General features: G+C 60.9%; 15 protein-coding genes. 8 read left to right on the top strand and 7 right to left on the bottom strand.

Translation table 11 applies throughout. The features are described 5' to 3' along the window. Positions 1-169 precede the first annotated feature (169 nt). Together NIBR502772_RS22725 and NIBR502772_RS22720 are read right to left on the bottom strand one after the other, a co-directional pair. Positions 170-829: a transposase gene (locus NIBR502772_RS22725; RefSeq protein ID WP_246848727.1), complete on the bottom strand. Its 660-nt coding sequence runs from the start codon at positions 827-829 to the stop codon at positions 170-172. 271 nt (positions 830-1100) lie between these two features. Beyond that, a complete protein-coding gene (locus NIBR502772_RS22720; RefSeq protein ID WP_246848726.1) occupies positions 1101-1418 on the bottom strand; it encodes a transposase in 318 nt (105 codons plus the stop codon). 554 nt (positions 1419-1972) lie between these two features. Between NIBR502772_RS22720 and NIBR502772_RS07570 the strand changes: the two genes are divergently transcribed. Next, on the top strand, positions 1973-3103 hold the full coding sequence (locus tag NIBR502772_RS07570) for a NaeI family type II restriction endonuclease (protein WP_141139717.1): 1131 nt from the start codon (positions 1973-1975) through the stop codon (positions 3101-3103). 274 nt (positions 3104-3377) lie between these two features. Here NIBR502772_RS07570 and NIBR502772_RS07565 read toward each other — a convergent pair whose 3' ends face one another. Beyond that, positions 3378-5030, bottom strand: coding sequence for a TIGR02391 family protein (locus NIBR502772_RS07565; RefSeq protein ID WP_141139716.1), 1653 nt, complete (start codon positions 5028-5030; stop codon positions 3378-3380). Between the two features lie 342 nt (positions 5031-5372). On the opposite strand from NIBR502772_RS07565, the gene NIBR502772_RS07560 reads away from it, so the two are divergent. From NIBR502772_RS07560 to NIBR502772_RS22715, 4 genes are all read left to right on the top strand, one after another. Further along, positions 5373-7736 carry a tetratricopeptide repeat protein gene (locus NIBR502772_RS07560; RefSeq protein ID WP_168223502.1) on the top strand — a complete coding sequence of 788 codons (2364 nt, stop codon included), beginning with the start codon at positions 5373-5375 and terminating at the stop codon, positions 7734-7736. Between the two features lie 563 nt (positions 7737-8299). Further along, positions 8300-8536, top strand: a complete 237-nt coding sequence (locus NIBR502772_RS07555) for a hypothetical protein (protein WP_141139714.1) — start codon at positions 8300-8302, stop codon at positions 8534-8536. A gap of 56 nt (positions 8537-8592) precedes the next feature. Next, positions 8593-9084: a hypothetical protein gene (locus NIBR502772_RS07550; RefSeq protein WP_141139713.1), complete on the top strand. Its 492-nt coding sequence runs from the start codon at positions 8593-8595 to the stop codon at positions 9082-9084. A gap of 297 nt (positions 9085-9381) precedes the next feature. Beyond that, a complete protein-coding gene (locus NIBR502772_RS22715; protein WP_246848843.1) occupies positions 9382-9558 on the top strand; it encodes a hypothetical protein in 177 nt (58 codons plus the stop codon). Positions 9559-9568: 10 nt separating this feature from the next. Here the strand turns inward: NIBR502772_RS22715 and NIBR502772_RS22710 are convergent, their stop codons facing one another. Together NIBR502772_RS22710 and NIBR502772_RS07535 are read right to left on the bottom strand one after the other, a co-directional pair. After that, positions 9569-9727 (bottom strand): hypothetical protein, encoded by a 159-nt coding sequence (locus NIBR502772_RS22710; RefSeq protein WP_305775672.1) that lies wholly within the window; start codon positions 9725-9727, stop codon positions 9569-9571. 285 nt (positions 9728-10012) lie between these two features. Next, complete coding sequence (locus NIBR502772_RS07535; RefSeq protein ID WP_246848725.1) at positions 10013-10525, bottom strand: amino acid permease; 513 nt, start codon at positions 10523-10525, stop codon at positions 10013-10015. 461 nt (positions 10526-10986) lie between these two features. Here NIBR502772_RS07535 and NIBR502772_RS23040 point away from each other — a divergent pair, with 461 nt between their 5' ends. Beyond that, entirely contained in the window at positions 10987-12555 is a 1569-nt protein-coding gene (locus NIBR502772_RS23040) for an endonuclease domain-containing protein (RefSeq protein WP_371706785.1), read from the top strand. 104 nt (positions 12556-12659) lie between these two features. Here NIBR502772_RS23040 and NIBR502772_RS07525 read toward each other — a convergent pair whose 3' ends face one another. Together NIBR502772_RS07525 and hisC are read right to left on the bottom strand one after the other, a co-directional pair. Beyond that, positions 12660-14072 carry an amino acid permease gene (locus NIBR502772_RS07525; protein ID WP_141139712.1) on the bottom strand — a complete coding sequence of 471 codons (1413 nt, stop codon included), beginning with the start codon at positions 14070-14072 and terminating at the stop codon, positions 12660-12662. Between the two features lie 55 nt (positions 14073-14127). Further along, positions 14128-15225, bottom strand: a complete 1098-nt coding sequence (gene hisC, locus NIBR502772_RS07520; protein WP_141139711.1) for a histidinol-phosphate transaminase — start codon at positions 15223-15225, stop codon at positions 14128-14130. Positions 15226-15317: 92 nt separating this feature from the next. On the opposite strand from hisC, the gene NIBR502772_RS07515 reads away from it, so the two are divergent. Both NIBR502772_RS07515 and NIBR502772_RS07510 read left to right on the top strand, forming a co-directional pair. Beyond that, a complete protein-coding gene (locus NIBR502772_RS07515; protein WP_141139710.1) occupies positions 15318-15821 on the top strand; it encodes an Lrp/AsnC family transcriptional regulator in 504 nt (167 codons plus the stop codon). A 119-nt stretch (positions 15822-15940) separates the two neighbouring features. Beyond that, entirely contained in the window at positions 15941-17614 is a 1674-nt protein-coding gene (locus tag NIBR502772_RS07510; protein WP_141139709.1) for a thiamine pyrophosphate-binding protein, read from the top strand. The last annotated feature ends 246 nt before the right edge of the window (positions 17615-17860 follow it).

Below are 17860 nucleotides of genomic sequence, written 5' to 3'. Positions count from 1 at the left end.
GTGTCAATAGGTCCCGGCGCCCCCGGCATCGTGTAGGTGACCGGGAGCTGGCAGCTCCGGCGTCAAGGGTCTGTCGATCGCTGCGCGACGGCCTGCGGCCGCCCTTGACCCCCCGAGCTGCCCCGGTCTTGAGAGCAGGGATCGCGGGGGCGCCGGGACCTCTGGGCGATCAGTTGCGCAGCACTGAAGGTGTCTTTGCGGCCTCTGCCGATGGTGAGTTGAGCCAGTCTTCGTAGCGTTGGTAGAAGTCGTCGTTGCGGGTAATCCCGCGTTCGAGGCGGGACAACGCTGTGGGCCAGACGTGCAGGATGTCCGCTGCGGCCTGGAGGGTGATGTTCTTGGTCTTGCGCAGTGCCCGGAGGGCCCCGGCGTCCGGTGCCGGTTGTGGATGGATGAGCTGATCGTAGATTTCCCGGGCAATGTAGCGTTTGAGGCAGCGGATGATTTCGGTGGTGCTTTTGCCCTCGGACCGGCGTCTGTCGACATAGTTCCTGGTGCGGGCGTCGGTCCTCATCCGGACCAGGGCGACGTGATGGATGGCTTTGTTGGCCTGCCTGTCGCCGCCGCGGCTAAGCCGGTGCCGCATGGTTTTTCCGGAGGACGCGGGGATCGGTGCGACGCCCACGAGGGCGGCGAATTTGGCTTCCGTGGTGACCCGTTCGGCGTTGTCGCCCACGGTGACCAGGAGCTGGCTGGCGACGTCCGTTCCCACGCCTTTGAGGTCGCGGAGCATCGGGGCGTGGACGGTGATGACGGCGTCGAGATCGGCGTCGATGACGGCCAGTTCCTGGTGCAAGATGCGGTAGCGGATGGCGAGGCGTTTGAGCACGGCCGCGGTGGCGTTCAGGGGGTTCGGTCATGTGCCCTGTGGGGCGGGTTTTCTCCAGCGCGGCCATCATCGCGGCGCGGGTCAGTCGCCGGTATTTGGCCCGGAGCGCCTCGGGTGCTGCGGTGAGGATGCTTTTGATCTGGGTCATGACCGCTACCCGAGCGCGCATCGCCGTGGCCCGCTCCGCGCGCAGGACCCGCAGGGATTCCACCGCGCCGTCCCGGGATTTTGGTGTTGCGACGTTCCGACCGGCCAGGGCTGCTTCCGCCGCCTAGTAAGCGTCCAGAGGGTCCGATTTGCCCCTGAGCCGGCGCCCCTGCCGGTTCGGGCGCATGACCTCCAGGACCCGGATACCTTCCGCGGTCAGGACGCGGGCGAGTTCGGCACCGTAGCTGCCGGTGCCCTCCACTCCGACGGCAAGGACTGGGCCGAACCCCGTCACGAAGGCCGCGATGCTCCGGTAGCCAGAACCCACAGCGAGAAACTCTTTGTCCGTGATGTGTCTGCCGGTCTCGTCGATGATTGCGACGTGGTGGGTGTCGGAGTGAGTATCGATCCCGGCGATGACTTTCAGATGCTGGTTTGTCATGATGAAACTGGCCCTGCGATCCGTTGCGTGCGGTGGGACACCAAGGGGCACGCCGGCCGGGTGGGCAGACAAGACAGTAATGGGATTCTTCGAGCAGGCTCCTATAAGGTCATGTCCACCCGGCCGCCGCGTTTACTGCAGCCTGTGCCGGCGGCGGACAGATCATTTTCAAGACAAACCCTTCGCAGGGCGTCAGTCGGACCCAGAGCCACACCGCGGCACAAGCCAATTCCATCATTACTGTCAGACCCTTTTCGTGAAAGCCGGAGGACTTAGGTTGGGTTTCCACCAGGCCAGTAAGAGGTTCAAGGTGGGCGCGCGGTCGAGTCTAAGACGGCGGTCGTAGCGTCCCACGATCGGACGGAGCTGGCACGACCTACGTGTCACTGGTGGAGGATTGGCTCCACTGAGGGTTTCGCATTCGATGCGAGTATCCCCAACGCCGCGGATTAAGGGGCCAGGGAAGGGCTACCGACATCGGTCCCCAAACACCTGGACGTCATCCCCCCCGTTTGGAGGATGAGCATTTCCCTGTGCATGTAAGGTGATGGACGATGACTGCTAACGCCTCCAATGACCCGTTCACTCTCTTCGACGACGACCCGCAATGGGCAGCAGAAGAACAAGGGAATGCGGAAGACACTGTTAGATCCCGGAGGACACGACGGGCCCGTCCCACTTCCCCTGACCCGGACAAACGACCCGATCCGGCTCTGAAGTCGCGTCCCCGCAGGACGACAGCTGTTCCACCTGCTCCCGCCCAGGACCCGGAAATCCACCACATGAAGGGCTCGATTCAAGCAGTCGACCCCGAGGGCACTCGGTGCGGCCGTGCTATCCGAAACGCTCTCGACCAAGCCTACGACGGTCGACGGACAGGGCGGTGGGACCTAACCCAGCTGACGAAAGCAGAAACAGCTCATATCGGACCACTCATCGAAGTCTGGCTGCAACGGGTACTCGATCTCGAAGACGGCATCACTACCTCGCTCCAGATCGCCGGGTACGACGTCGCCTGTACATGGAGTGAGCGGATCGACGGCTGGACACTCGACCGCCCCGTCCCCGAACAACGTGAATTGCCATACTTGGTGATATGGGCCAACGAGGAGACCTCACGATTCAGCCTGGGGATCCTTCGCCCCGGCATTGACTCGCGAGGAGTGGCATCGATGGACCGGGGACGCCCCCGCTTGTCCCAGGTCGGGATCGACCAGGTTCTATGGGTCTTCGACGGTTGTTCCCTACCGGCCAACGTACTTGTTAAGCATCCCGAAACGGCCATGGCGGCCGTAAGTCAATCCTCGGGCCAGAAAGCCGTCAACATGTTGTTCCGTCATTTACAAGGTGAGCTGGTTCAACATTCCGCCGTGGAGACGGTCGCCCAGCAGATCGACTCCTCGAAGCGGGTCCGTGAGGCTCGCGAACAGCTGAGGAACGAGGGGATCGTCATTCTGGGGCACTATCATCCTCAACCCGAAATCGCGGCCGCACTCGGGCTGCCGTCCCCACGAGCGGGAACCTTCGTGAGTCACCGTTTGGCCCCCATGGAAGCCGGGGAAGTCGGAATCGGCGCGGAGATCGACGGTGGTAGGTGGCGTCTTGCCGTCCCAGGTGATCCGGTCACCATGGCACCAGTGCTGCCCGTTCTAGGAAGAAAAAAACGCCATCCTGAGAAGCGTTGATCAGCCAATAGTGCTAGAGGACAAGGTCCGAGTGATGTCACTGGAAGTCCGGTGACGTGACCCGAAGGCATGCTTCCTGATGGGCGTACAAATGACCAAAACCCTGATCGCATTTCTGCCTTCAGAAACCCAGACCCTGCAGTCACCAGCCTAACAATACCCCAAAGTAGGTCAGCATACGCGTTTAGGTGCGCATACAACATAGCAAACTAGGAAGCTTCGAAAATCTTCAGCTTAATTGCAGGATGCGGTTGTCTGTCAAAATCCTTACGCCTTATACCACTACCGAGTCGTCGAGCCTCCGTCGAAGATGCGATAGCAGGCTGAGCGCATCCAGGCAGTCTTCATGGGTGAAAGCACCGCAAGAAAGCAACTTTTCCTTCTCTTGATGAGCGAGAGGGTTGCGTACTGCACGGATCAGTCCAGCCGAAAGAAATTTATGACCCTCTTCAACGTTTTCTGCCGTACTTGGAGAAATATGATTTTCTGAAATTGCAAAATATTTATGGAAGACATGGAGCTTTGATTTTGCGTGGCCGAATGCGCTCATCATCAACGAGTAAGCCGACTGATCACTAATTTGAGACTTGATCTCCACATCCGTGACATATCTTTTTATTGCCTCATCTATAGCGTGAAAGTATCGTCCCAATTCATAGTCCGCCTGGGCAGGTCCCTGCACATCAGGGTGTAAGTGCCGCCAAAGCAGATCGGCGAATGGAGGAGCTATTCTTTCGAGGTCTTCGACCAGTTCGTCCTGGAGATTCTCGGGGATGTCAACATCAGGAGAAACGATAGTCGACAGCATACGTTCAAGGGGTTGCCGCTCCGGACCTTTGACGCTTGACGTCCAGGATTCAAAGCTTTTGTCCTGTCTACCTTCCGCTCTCGCCCGCTTCCTCTTGGTGCGTTCGGTTCGCCACTCGCTGGCGACAACCGTCAAGAGGTCCACAAGTCGGAGCCGCAGCTCGTTCGTACTTTCTAACTCCCAATTGATAGCACGGCGGTCCGAGGCTATGACATCCGGCACAAGTTCATCGAGGAAGTCAACATCTATGTAGCCTGTTAAATACGAGAAGGCAAAGCTCGACTCTGCAGACCCAAAGAACTCAGGCTCATTGATAAGTCGACCATTTGCGTACAATGTTACTCCGCGCATTGCTTGGCGGAGCGGCTTCTTTGAAGCAACTACCAATCCGGTAATTTTTTTCTCGGCCACGTAAGCATCTACTGCAGATCCAAACGAACCAGGAATTGTCCAAGAAAAATCAACGTTATCAGCATTTATCCGGAGGTCACGTGTTACTTGGTACTGTTGCCCGGAAGCGGATATCACCGTGATTTTGAACTCGGAATCGCCATAGTTGAAAAGTCTGGACAGCCCCCTCGCCAGCGCCTCTGCATCTACCTTGCTTGCACGACGTAGTCCACCTAGTGAAATTATTGTTCCACTCCAACTAGCGGGCTTATCGCTCTTGCTTACCTTTGGATAGTAGTAACCCGAGGATTCGAGCATCTCATCCCAATCCAGCTTCAAGACCATAGAAGACAGGCCTTTACTCCTCTTGGTCTCAAGACGAATCGTTGTCCCAATTCCAAATAGAGCCAGTTTACCTATCCCTTTTTTGCCGGAGACCAGCCTGCGTCCACTTTCAGACTTACCACCATCAGGATCGATCCTGCGATTCCTCCCAATTCGAAGGTATTTAGTGGCCAGGTCGCCCTCGGACATGCCGTGGCCATTATCGATGACCAGAACTTCTTCTTTTCCGCCAACGTTGTGTATTTGCACTGTCACTTCTGTCGCATCGGCATCGTACGAATTGGCCACTAGCTCGGCAATAGCATTCGGCAAATGCGAATACATTTGTAGTCCCAAATGCTCAATAGTACGTGGTTCAAATTCTAGCTTAATGTCATTTGTCATCGCGCGATTCCGTTTTCATTCAGTTGTAAGAGCGCCTTGAGGGCCCGACAGCAGTCATCTAGCTGAAATCCTAGTCGCTGGGCTATCAAGGACCAGTGTCGTACCGCGTGTCCTTGCGTGAACCTACTTTCTCCGTGAGCCTTTATACCCTCGGTAGGCGTTTTAGGGCAGACTCTAGTCATGTTGACCCGCTGGGACGAGACGTGGCACAGACTGAGCAACTGGACGAACGGTCAAGCCCCCTCAGAACGCCTTGCCGTTCAAGTGCTTCATCAGTCCGGTTACGAAGCTATCGACCCAAGCCATCCACTCGGTGGTCCCGATGGGGCCAAAGATGCTGTCATGCAGCGGGACGGCGAAAAGTGGATCATGGCCGCATACTTCCCTCGAGGTCAGCAAGCATTCAGTGCCGTCAAGGCGAAGTTGGAGGGCGACTACCTGGGGGTTGGCAAACATAAAGCGCACGGGCTAGCTTTTATAACAAACCAAGAAATCTCTATTGGAGAGCGGCGCATTCTCAGCGAAACAGTGTCTGGCGCCCTTGACTTGTACCACCTTGAGAGAGTTGTTTCAATCCTAGACATGCCCATGATGGCAAGCGTCAGGACGCAATTTTTACAGATAGATCCAACGGATCCTCGTTCTCCCGTTATCGTCACAGCACTATCCCGTGCTACCGCCGGGGTGCCGGAGATCGTGGCTCGGACTGATGAGAAAGCCCTCTTCGAGAAACTTTGGAATGCCAGCGGGGAGACGGCTACCGACGGCAAAATTCTCGTTTTGACAGGACTTCCTGGCTCAGGAAAGTCCACCCTGGCTGATTGGGCTTGCCGATCAGCGAGCAGCAAGAACCGGGTTTATCGATCGTTGATCGTCGACATGCGCGGCTACGATATTGATGAGTCGCCGGTAACTGCCAATCAAGTATTCGCAAGCGCACTTCGTGCGCTGGGTGTAACCGACATTTCAGCGGATCTCGGTCAGCAAGGGACCCAGTACCATCAGGCACTAGACTGGGCGGCAGAAAGAGAAGAGCGGCTGCTTCTACTCTTAGACAATGTATTCGCTGTAGAACAGGTGCGTCCGCTTCTCCCGCGATCACCTTTTCATCGAGTGGTAATCACCTCCCGTGAATCACTTGCCGCCGAATTGCAGAATGCAACGTCCATGCGTATTGGCCCTCTGGCGAATCCTGACGCCGCGGACCTATTGCTCCGAGACTCGGGAACGGCCAGCAACCAGGGCGCCGTGCCGTCTGAATTTGCCGAGCTAGCTGCGGTCTGCGGAGATCTGCCTTTGGCGCTTCGCATATGTGCGGCTATCTTGAGATCAGACGCAAGATTAAATGTACGCGACCTGATCGAAGAGCTCAAAGAAGAGAGTGACCGCCTAGAAGGACTGGAATACGGAAATCTCGCCGTCCGTGCAAGCATAAAAATGTCAGTGGATCGCCTGTCGAGTTCTGAGTTACTGCACTTCAAGTACGCCTCTGCGCACCCTTCTGCCGAGTTTTCCACCGAAGCCGTCACGCATATGATGGCTGACAAGCACGTTGCTACAGCCAGGGCTCTGCGCCGTCTGCGTGATCGACATCTTTTGGAGGATGCGGCCGACACCAACCGCTGGCGCATGCATGACTTAGTCCGGCTCTACAGTCGAGAACTTTCCGAAGCGCAGGAAGCGCCCGAAGCGCGCCAAGAGGCCCAAGGGCGGCTCCTGGAGTTCTACGCCGACATAGTAGTCGACGCCGCCGGATGGATAGACGGAATTGTTCAATCTCAGTACAAGCAGGCCGAGAGTCGATCGAGCGCTTTAGCTTGGATGCACCGAGAACTCCCAAACCTAGTGGGAAGCGCATTCCTGGCGAAATCACTGGGGCACACTGACGCCGCCTGGCGTCTGGGGATGAGCCTGGTACCAATCCTCGATGTACAGCGCAGCCTCGCGGTAGCGTTAAGGGTCTTGGCGGTCGCTACGAACGCGGCGGAACAAGAAGATGACCAAATCAGGTTGTCGAAGGCTTTGAACAATACTGGCCTCACCCTGACTTCTCTGGATCGGCTAGATGAGGCGACAAGAACTTTCCAAAGAGCCATCCGGGCAGCGTCTTCGGGCGGTTCCCTCGAAGATCAGGCGGCCGCATGGATTGGGCTGTCTGCGGTCTATCGACAGACATTCGGGACAGGGGCTGCGCTGCATGCCCTGGAACGCGCAGCAAAGCTTCGTCAAGAAGCCGGCGACCTCACGGGCATGGGTTACGTGCTTACCAACATCGGTATAACCCTTCGAGAATGTGGTCGCTACGGAGAAGCTATTCATACTTTGAGGTCGGCACTTGAGGTTCACCGCGCGAGCAGGTCCAAGAGAGCGGAAGCGTCAACGCTCGCGCAGCTCGCTACAGCCTTGAATCAGGTTGGCAATACAAAAGAAGCCATATCCCTTTTTCAAGAAGCAATTGAGGCTTACAAAGATGTGCAGGATCTTGTGGGCCTGGCCATGACGCAGATGAATTTCGGCAACCTACACGCATTGTTAGGTGACTCCGGTAAAGCATTGGATTTCTACGAAAAAGCTTTAGCGCTGTTCGAAAAAGTTGGCCACGTCGCTGGTCAACGCCAAGTGTTTCACAATATGGCTGCGGTTCACCATCGACAGGGCCAGCCGGAAGCTGCTAAAGAGTACGAGCGCTGGCGGGACGAACGATAAAGTTCACCTAAGATGTAGATTTTTCGGTAGATCCCACCAGTCACCCGCGCCCCGTGCGGATGAGCCCGTGGCGCGACTTCGATGAAGGGGTACTCGCCCTGTCCGCTGTGCCAGTCGAAGTGCTGCAGGCACAGCGCCTCGCCGAGTCGAAGGCCCGTCTCCTCAAGTAGTGCAAGAACAACCGGTCCCGCACCGACCCGATCAAGTTCGCCAGCCGCGGATCGTAGCGGGCACAGCAGTCCTTGATCAGCTGCATTTGATGTCGTGTCAACGTCGCCGCAGAAACCCGCCAAGGGCGCACTTGCACCGCTACCGCCCGGTGCCTCTGGTGCCCGCCCAGATGCCCGAGGAATGGGGTGTATGACACGCACGGACTATCCTGCCTTGGAAGAAGGTGTGGCAGGTATCCCAGTTCGGAGTGCGGGTCACGCCCGAGGGCGGTTGCCGTCAGCAGTTACCCCGGAAGGGTCTGCGCGTAATCAACTAACGCCGCTGCCATGATCCAAGCGACGGGATGCAATTGGTCTCTACCTGTTGCACCAACACAATGCCCGGGGGACAGAATGAGCAAGACCTTCAGGCTGTCTGACGGAGCGGCACGCCTAGGCATCAGCCCCAGTGACGCATTCCGCGAACTACAGTCCTGGCCGCACCAGCGCGACGGGCTAGAAGTGAGCTTCACCGAGGAAGACGTGGCCGCTATCGGAAAGATGATGATCGGCACCCCGGATGAGCACCTGGCAAGGCTCAAGTTCATTGAGGAAAAGCGGGCTGCTCTGAGGGCAACAGACGGGGAGTGAACCCCCGTCATAAGCTAGGATCGGATTTTGCCAACAATCCAAAAATGGGGGGATAAATGCTCACCGCTGAAGAGCAAGACCAAAAAGCGAGAAACCTAGATGAGGCCTTTAAAGAGGTCTCGACCGGGTGGCGAACCTACAAGAACAATGGATATGGCTCCAAATGGACCATTCTCAACAAGATCCTGTTTATCCTCGGTGCCGATGAACCAGGCGCCGTTTTTGCATCCTATGAGGAAGGCGACGGGCACGGGACAGGAAAGATTGTCGTTATCGCTGAAAACTACCTGGTCTACGGCGAGGGTGCGATGGAGACCATGAGTTTCAAAGTCATACCGAAAAGTCACTTCGAGGGACTAGAAGTTCTGACCGCTAAACGGTTGACGAGCGACTGGGCCGACGACGTTGCTACAAGCGCGGTGCTTAGTTTTAGGAATGGCTTCGATATAACACTACCCCCGGGCGGCGGACTGACGCCTACAGGTCAGACTTACGTCGATAACCAGGTTATTCAGTTCAAGAAGCGTCTAATCGAGCCCGCTTCCTAACGAGGAAACCCATGAGTCGTGGTTCCAGCTGATTGACGAAGGCTCCGTCTAAAAGGACGGAGCCTTCGCTGCGTTGAAGCTCTGCCGCAGTACGAGAACAGCATCGAGACCACTTCGGCTCGGGAGGCAATCTGGACGCGGTGATCAACAGGATCGAAATTACGGCCTGTTCGCCACCGGAACGCAGATCCTGATGACCCCTCCTGGCGACGATCCGATCCCCTTATCATCGCCGAGGCAGTCAAAAACGAACGCTTCGTTGATGAGGCCCGGTTCGGCGACCTGCTGCTTCGAACCATGCACCGCATCGAGCAGAACGACCAGGACCGGATCAAGGTGGTCTACCGGATGGAGATCACCGGCAGCGGCGCCGACGAAGGCGGCCGGCGAATGGGCCCGGCATCACCGCTGACTGGCCCGAGACCATGGACGCGCAGGTCAAGATGGCTGCCGCCTTATGCCCTGCGGCTTTGACGGCCAGCAATTAGTCCTGCAACCTTCTTTGCCGGAACATCGGGAACGACTCCCGCACCCGCTCCACCGTCTCCAGGGAAACCTCCACCGACCGCACCCCCGGCTCCAGCCCAAGGTCCGCTTCCACAACCCCCATCGGGTCCACCAGCACGCTCCGCCCCACCGACACCGGCGGCGCCTGGCACACCCCGCCACGTACACGCTGTTCTCGATCGCCCGTGCAGCGTTCAGCCCCAGCCACTGCTCCGTCTGGTGCTCGCCCGGCACCCAGGACGAGCAGACCAGCAGGACCTACGCGCCGGCGTCGGCCAGCGACCTGGCCAGTTCCGGGAACCGCAGGTCGTAGCAGGTCACCAGCCCGAATACAGCAGAGCCCAGGCTCAGGCGGCCGCCTCAACCGTCGCCTTCTCCGTGGCCGTCATCTCCGGCGGCGAGGCCTTGAAGCCGCGGGTGATCAGGGCCAGGACCACCACGCACAGCGCCAGCCAGGAGACTCCCAGCGTAATGCGTTGCTGTCCAGCTGGGAGAGCAGGTAGGTGCAGATGATGGCACCGATCATCGGGACCACCACGTAGGACACCGGGCTCAGCTGGTGCCAGGCCCGGCGCTGGCGCACATAGTGGAACACCACCGAGGCGTTCACCAGCGTGAAGGCGGTGAAAGCACCAAAGTTGATGAACGACGTCGACGTGGCCACGTCCAGGAACATGGCGATCAGGCCCACGATGCCGGTGACCACCAGGTTCGCCACCGGAGTGTGGAATTTCTCGCTGAGCTTGCCGAAGACGGCCTTGAGCAGGACGAGGTCGCGGCCCATCGCGTACAGCAGGCGGGACGCGCTGGCCTGTCCGGCAAAGCCGTAGGCGGATTGCGCCACCACCAGAACAGCCAGGAATGCGTCGCCAAACAGCTGCCCGCCGATCTGCAGGGCGATTGAGCTGGCAGGGGAGGCCGAGTCCTCGAACACACGCTGGCCGATTCCCCGGCGCCGTTGGCGGACACCACGCTGCCGATGCCCAGCGCCACAAAGAACACGAGGACTAGCAGCTGGAACGCCATCAGCACGTAGTTGGCCAAGTCCGCCACCTTGACGCTCAGGATGTTCAGCAGTGTGGCAATCGATGATGCCCACGAACGCAACCCGTGAACGACTGACACAGCGCTATGCACACTTCACAGTCATGCATAGACCAGAAAAGCTGAACTTCATATCTACACATAACCTACGGACACCTCTGAACAACGATTGAGTTACACACATACACACACCCCCCCGACACTCCGAACAAAGATTGAGTTACGTATATAAACACACCCCCCCGACACTCCGAACAAAGATTGAGTTACGTATATAAACACAACACACCGACACCTCCGAACAAAGATTGAGTTACGTATATAAACACAACCTTGTGTCAGCCTCAAAGGATGGTTGGTACTTATGCCATAACCCTGTACATTGAGGCCACTTTTGCGTCGGCGGTCATAAGAAAGGTTGGGTTTTCATTCTCAAAAAATGCTGCTACGTTGATGGTCATCAAATATCAGTGGTTATTTTTTGACTCAATGCGAAGGACAGATTCCCTCATGATTTCTGGATCAGATAATGTGGAAAAAGGTGAGCATGCGCTGAAAGGTGACGCGCATGCGCAAAGTTTCTCCCCATCGGATGTGCCAGGCCCCCCACCGTCAGTCATGCCTGACTCCCGCGGGGACGGCACGAACCCCCGGACGCCGTGGCCGACCTGCGCTGGACCTGGTCGAAATGGCGAGGTGAAGTGCGGTAACCCCGCAGTGAGGCAGGCTGCCAAGCTGTGTGCCTCCCACGACCGTCAACTACGCCTGAGGGGCGAGCTAAAACCCCTGCGAACGCGGAAAAGCAAGGCTCCTTGCGTGGGTCCCGGCCCCGATGGCGAGGCCTGTGGCCGTCGGGTCTATTTCCGGGATCCAGGACAGGATGATGGGGTCTGCAAATCACATTACGACCAATTGAAGCGCCGGGGTTGGTTGGGGACCATAGCACCGAAGCCCGCCCCAGTTGCTGATTCCGATTGTCAGGGACCTGGGCAAGACGGATCCCCGACTTGTGGCCGGAAGGCCGAATACGGCTCCGGATACTGCGCCCCGCACGACCGGCAGTTCCGCAAAACCGGGAATCTTAAGCCGATACGCCGTACCAACACTCCAGACGGCCCTTGCGGAGGTCCAGGTGACGGAGCGACCTCATGCGGGCGGCCGATGAAAAACAAGTCCCTGAAGCTCTGTGGCGGCCATTATGCCCAACAGCATCGTGGGGACGTCCTGACGCCGCTCAAGAAAAGCAGGAAGCGGGGACTATCTACTCCCTGCAATTTTCCTGGTTGCAGGTACCTTGATGCTCCGGACGGCAATGGTTACTGTCGCCACCATTGGCGCCAGCAGTTCCTGGGCCATGAGCTTGTCCCCCTTAAGGGAACTCCGAACCGCGGTCGCCTAGTGCTCGTCCGTGACATGTATGGAAACAAGCTGTGTCCGCCCTGCGGCGAGTGGAAGCCTGAGCATGACTTCTCCAAGAACTCCAGGTCCAGCGACGGGCTGAACGGTCGGTGCAGGCGTTGTCATGCATCGGCTCAAAAGAAGGCGAAGTACGGCATTGATCTAGGCGAGTTCGAAGCGCTGTTGCAAGCCCAGGGAGGGCAATGTGCCATTTGCCCAGCAACTGCAAGGGCTGACGGTCTTCGCTTGTCCATAGACCATGACCACGCTTGTTGCCCGGGAACCCTTTCGTGCGGGAAATGTATTCGAGGACTCCTTTGCCCCGACTGCAATCGCGGCCTTGGGCTCTTTCGCGACAACATTCAGTCGCTGTTGAGGGGTGCAGAGTACCTCAGCGGAGGCGGAGTAATCACACCTAGGGTTCCAACCCTCGAGGCGGTACTTGACGCTGGCGAATCGAGATCTGGCAGGGTCGATGATGATGATGACGATGGACTCTCTGGCGCCATGTCCGTTGCTTGAGGGCTGAACAACGCCTTCTGGTGTGCGTCGATGGGCGCGGCCGACCAAGCCGGACGCGCCCATCGTTCCTGCGAACCCCCACGAAGTGGTTCACCGCACCTGGTTCAGTCGACAAGCGCCGGCTGCTTGTCACCCTCCGGAGATTCGACTCGCGGCTGGCTGTCCCGTTTCCGGTGGTGCACCCAGCACCCCACCGCCAGAAGCGCCACGAGTGCGAAGGTGCTCAGGAGCTGGGGACGGGAATCCTCGCCGATGAATCCCACCGTGAAGATCGCCGCAAGAATTACCAGACCCATGCCCGTGAGCCAGGGGAAGCCGGGCATCCTCAGCGGAAGCTCCGTCCCTTCGCGGTCGGCGCGGAGGCGCAGCGCGAGCTGGGCGAGCAGCGCGGACGTCCACACGAGCAGGCAGGTCGAGCCCACGATGTTGAGCAGGACGGGAAGGACCTGCTCGGGGAAAGCCAGCTCCAGCACAACCGTGACAACGCCGAAAGCGACGCTGGCCAGGACTGCGACCACCGGGACCCGGGCCTTGGACACGGAAGCGAGCAGCCGCGGCGCTTCACCCCGCTCGGCGAGGGAGAACGCCATCCGGGAGGCACCGTAGAGGTTGGCGTTGAGGGCGGAGAGCAATGCTGCGACGGCCACCAGAGTGATGGCGGTGGCGGCGCCCGGCATGCCGGCGGCCTCCAGCACTGCGGCGAACGGGCTCTTCAGCCCTGCCGAACCCACGGGAACCACAGCTGCGATAACGAAGATCGCACCGATGTAGAAGACCAGGATGCGCCACAGCACCGTCCGGACCGCTGTCCGCACGCTGCGGGCAGGCTCGGCGGTCTCAGCTGCCGCCACGGACACGATCTCGGTGCCGCCGAACGCGAACGCCACCACGAAGAGTGCCGTGGCGATCCCGGCGAAGCCATCGGGCGCGAATCCGTCGCCGGTGAAGTTGGCCAGGCCCGGCGACTGCACGCCCGGCAGCCAGCCGAAGAGCAGGGCAGCGCCCACCAGGAGGAACCCGACGATTGCTGCCACCTTGAGCAAAGCGAACCAGAACTCGAACTCGCCGAAGTTCTTCACGCTGGTGAGGTTCACAGCGGTGAGCACCACGATGAACACGAAGGCCATCAGCCACACCGGGAGGGCGGGGAAGATGGTGGACAGCAGGCCTGCCGCACCGAGCGCTTCGGCCGCGATGACCACCACCAGCTGCAGCCACCAGAGCCAGCCCACCGTGGCGCCGGCCACCGGCCCGTAGGCCTTGGCGGTATAGACGGAGAAGGCACCGCTGTCCGGATTGGCGGCGGCCATCTCGCCGAGGGCCCACATCACCAGGATGATGAGGGTGCCGGCCACGAGGTAGGAGATCAGCACGGCCGGGCCGGCGGCCTGGATGCCGGCGCCGGAGCCGATGAAGAGGCCCGCTCCGATGGCGCTTCCGAGCCCCATCATGGTCAGCTGGCGGGGTTTGAGTGCGGCGCCCAGTGCGCGGCCAGACGTCATTGTCTGTTGTTCCATGGGGAGTCCTCTGGTTGTAGGTGGAACGGATTGGGGTTTCAGGTCAGTCGGTTTTTCAGGCTGCGTGGGCTTCCAGAAGCCGGAGCACGCGATCGTTGGAGGCGGGGCCGGCAACGGTGATCCGCACACCGTCCCCTTGGTACGCCCGGACCAGGATGCCCGCGCGGTCAAACGCGTCCACCAGCCTCGCGCAGAGATCGTCATCCGCACGGATCCACAGGAAGTTGCCCTGGCTCGCCTGCAGTTTCCAGCCCCGGGCTTCCAGCTGCGCGGCCATCCGTGCACGCTCCTGCCTGACCGCGGCGACCCGGGCTTCCATCTCCTCCACGGCGTCGAGCGAGGCGACGGCCGCCTTCTGGGCCAGCGCGCTCACCGAGAAGGGAAGGGCTGTCCGGCGCAGTCCCTCGGCGATGCCCGGCGCCGCCACGGCGTATCCCACGCGCAGGCCGGCGAGTCCGTAGGCCTTCGAGAAGGTGCGCAGGATGCAGACGTTCGGGTACCGGCGGTAGAGGGCCAGGGAATCTGGGCCGCTGCCCGCTTCGGCGTATTCCACATAGGCCTCGTCGATCACCACGAGGATGTCGGAGCGGACGGATTGCAGGAAGGCCTCGATCCGTTCATGGCTGATAGGCACGCCGGTCGGATTGTTGGGGGTGCAGAGCAGGATCACCTTCGTGCGGGCAGTGACGGCCGCGGCCATGGCATCGAGGTCGTGGCCCTCCACGTCGTCCAGCGGGATGCGGACCGGCCGGGCGCCTGCCAGCTCAACCAGGAGGGGGTAGGCCTCGAAGGAGCGCCACGCGAAGATCACTTCATCGCCAGCGTCGCACAGGCCGGTGATGATCTGCTGGAGGACGCCGACGCTGCCGGGGCCCACCGCGACCTCTCCGGCCGTGACGCCGAGGTGTTGCGCAATCCGTTCACGGAGTTCGACGGCGGCCGAGTCAGGGTAGCGGTTCATCGTACCGGCTGCCGCCGCCACCGCGGCGGCGGCAGCGGGCAGCGGTTCGTAGTGGCTTTCGTTGCTGGCGAGCGCTGCGATGTCCAAGCCGGCGCTGCGCCGGCCCGGGACGTAGGGCGGGAGGCCGGACACAGCGCCGCGAAGGGTGGGAAGCGCGGTGTCCGGTGCGGTCAGGAGCTGATCACGGGTCATGAGGAACGATCATGTTGTGACCCGGCCCACAATGCAAGATACGCTCAACCCATTGGGACTTCTGCTCAACTTCTACTGTCTGTGGTGAAAATATGACCATCCCGAACCCTCGCACCGTGGATTCGCTCGACGGCAGGATCATCCTGGCCCTCGACAAGGATCCGGAAGCCAGCGCCCTGGCACTCTCGCGGACGCTCGGCGTCGCACGGAACACGGTCCACGCCCGGCTGGCACGGCTCGAGCGCAGCGGCGCCCTCCGCTCCTTCAGCCGGAGACTAGATCCCGCCGCGCTTGGCTATGACCTCATGGCTTTCCTCTCACTGTCCATCAGCCAGACCCGGACAGGTGCGGTGGAAGACGGGCTCGCCGCGATTCCAGAGGTCATCGAGGTGCACGCCACCACCGGGGACGCGGACCTCATGGCCAAGGTGGTGGCCCGCAGCACGGCCGATCTCTACCGCATCACCAACCAGATCCTGGAAATCGAGGGGATCCAACGGACCAGCACGGCCATTTCCGTGCTGGAACTCATGCCGCCCCGCTACGACGGCCTCCTAAGCCGGCTCTCGGAGCAGGAATCCCGCCCTTCTAACTAAACGTGGGTGACGCACACCATATCTGCGCATATTTTCACTTCTGGCTGCTTCTCTTGCCAAATATCCCAATCGAATTCGACTCTCTTGCCTATCTGCTGACCATCCCACAAGCTTCCTGCATGACTTCACTTACCGTCTCCGGCCGCGTGGCGCAGGTTCTCAGCAGCTACCTCAGCGATGTATTCGGCGTCATGGGCAACGGAAACGTCTACTTCCTGGACGCCGCGGAAAAGCTGGGCCTCCGCTTCTCCCCCGTCCGCCATGAAGGCGCCGCCATCGCCGCGGCCGACGCCTACTACCGGGCCTCAGGACGTCTGGCCGCGGGCACCACGACCTACGGTCCCGGCTACACCAATGCGCTCACCGCCCTCGCAGAGGCGGTCCAGGCCCAGATCCCCGTCGTGCTGGTCACCGGGGACGCTCCTAGCAGCGGCGCCCGGCCTCAGGACGTGGACCAGGCGGCCATCGCAGCGGCCCTCGGCGCGGCGACCTTCACCGTCACCCGCGACGCCGCAGGCTCCATCACGCAGCAGGCGGTGGAGTACGCACTCACCAGACGCACCGCCGTCGTCATTGCCATTCCCTGCGACCTCGCGGCACTCGAGGCGGCGGACGAGGACCTTCCGGCGCCGCACGCACCTAAGGTGACGGACGACGTCGACGGCGGCCTTGGGCAGGTAGCCCGCCTGCTCGCCGGGGCGAAGCGGCCGCTGATCCTCGCCGGCCGCGGTGCGCATCTCGCCGGAGCCGGCCCGGAGCTCCGGGAGCTCGCCGACCGCCTGGGCGCGCTGACCGCCGGAACCGCCCTGGCGCTCAACCTCCTCCAAGGCGAGGGATACCTCGGCGTCGCGGGCGGCTTCGGCGCGGACACCGCGGCCGGGCTCATGGGTGAGGCTGACGTGGTCCTCGTGGCCGGGGCAAGCCTGAGCCCCTTCACCATGCGGTTCGGGCACCTGCTCGGCCCGGACAGCACCGTCATCCAGATCGACACCGCCCTGCAGCCGACGCACCCCCGGGTGGACACGTTCGTCAGCGCGGACGTGAAGTCTGCTGCGGGACACATCCTGCGTATGCTGGACGGCCCGGCCTCACCGGACGCCGGCCGCGCAGAAGCCTGGCGCGCAGAAGCCCGCAGGCGGCTGGCCGAAGGAGCGGCCCCCCACCCAGGCTCCGACGAGACCCCGGACGGCCGGCTGGACCCGCGCTCCCTTGCCACGGCACTGGATGCGGTGCTGCCGGAGCGCCGCACGGTGGTCCAGGACGGCGGGCACTTCGTCGGCTGGGCACCCATGTACTGGCGCATCCCGAGGCCACAGGACCTGGTCATGGTGGGGACCGCCTACCAGGCCATCGGGCTGGGCCTTGCCAGCGCCGTCGGGGCAGCCCGCGCAGTGGAGGACGGCCGCACGCTGGTGCTGGCCTCCGGCGACGGCGGCTTCCTGATGGGCCTGTCCGACCTCGAATCGCTCATTGGCGCGGCGAGCAGCGCTGTCGTCGTGATCTACAACGACGCCGCCTACGGAGCCGAAATCCACCAGTACGGCTCCCAGGGCCTGACCGAAAAGCCCATGCTGATCCCCGAGGTGGACTTCAGCGGCATCGCCCGCGCGCTCGGCGCCGAGTCGGCGATCATCCGCTCACTGGCGGACCTCGCCGCGCTCACGGACTGGATCGACGCCGGCGCGAAGGGAACCTTCGTGGCCGACTGCCGGATCACGTCGAGCGTCCGTGCCCCGTGGCTGAGCGAGTGGATGAAGGCCAAGCAGGAGGCGAAGGCGGCGGTGGCGGGGTAGGCAGCTCCTGGACAGAGCCGGGCGCCGCGTCCTCGAAGGGCTCCTCCCCCAGTTAAGGGGAAGCCCGACACTTAAAGTATGGACGGGATGACAGAGACCGTTCAGGAGAGCGAGCGGCAGCATTCCAGGCGTTATACCAGCAAGAGGATTTCTGAGGCGCTTGGGCTTCCTTAGCGGCGAATAATTGACCCAGCAGCTCCTTGCTACGCTCCAAAAGGAGAAGGCATCAGTGAATCGCTGGCTGGA

The sequence above is a fragment of the Pseudarthrobacter sp. NIBRBAC000502772 genome, assembly GCF_006517235.1.
Taxonomy (GTDB): Bacteria; Actinomycetota; Actinomycetes; order Actinomycetales; family Micrococcaceae; genus Arthrobacter.
This window is presented reverse-complemented; position numbering and strand designations above follow the sequence as displayed.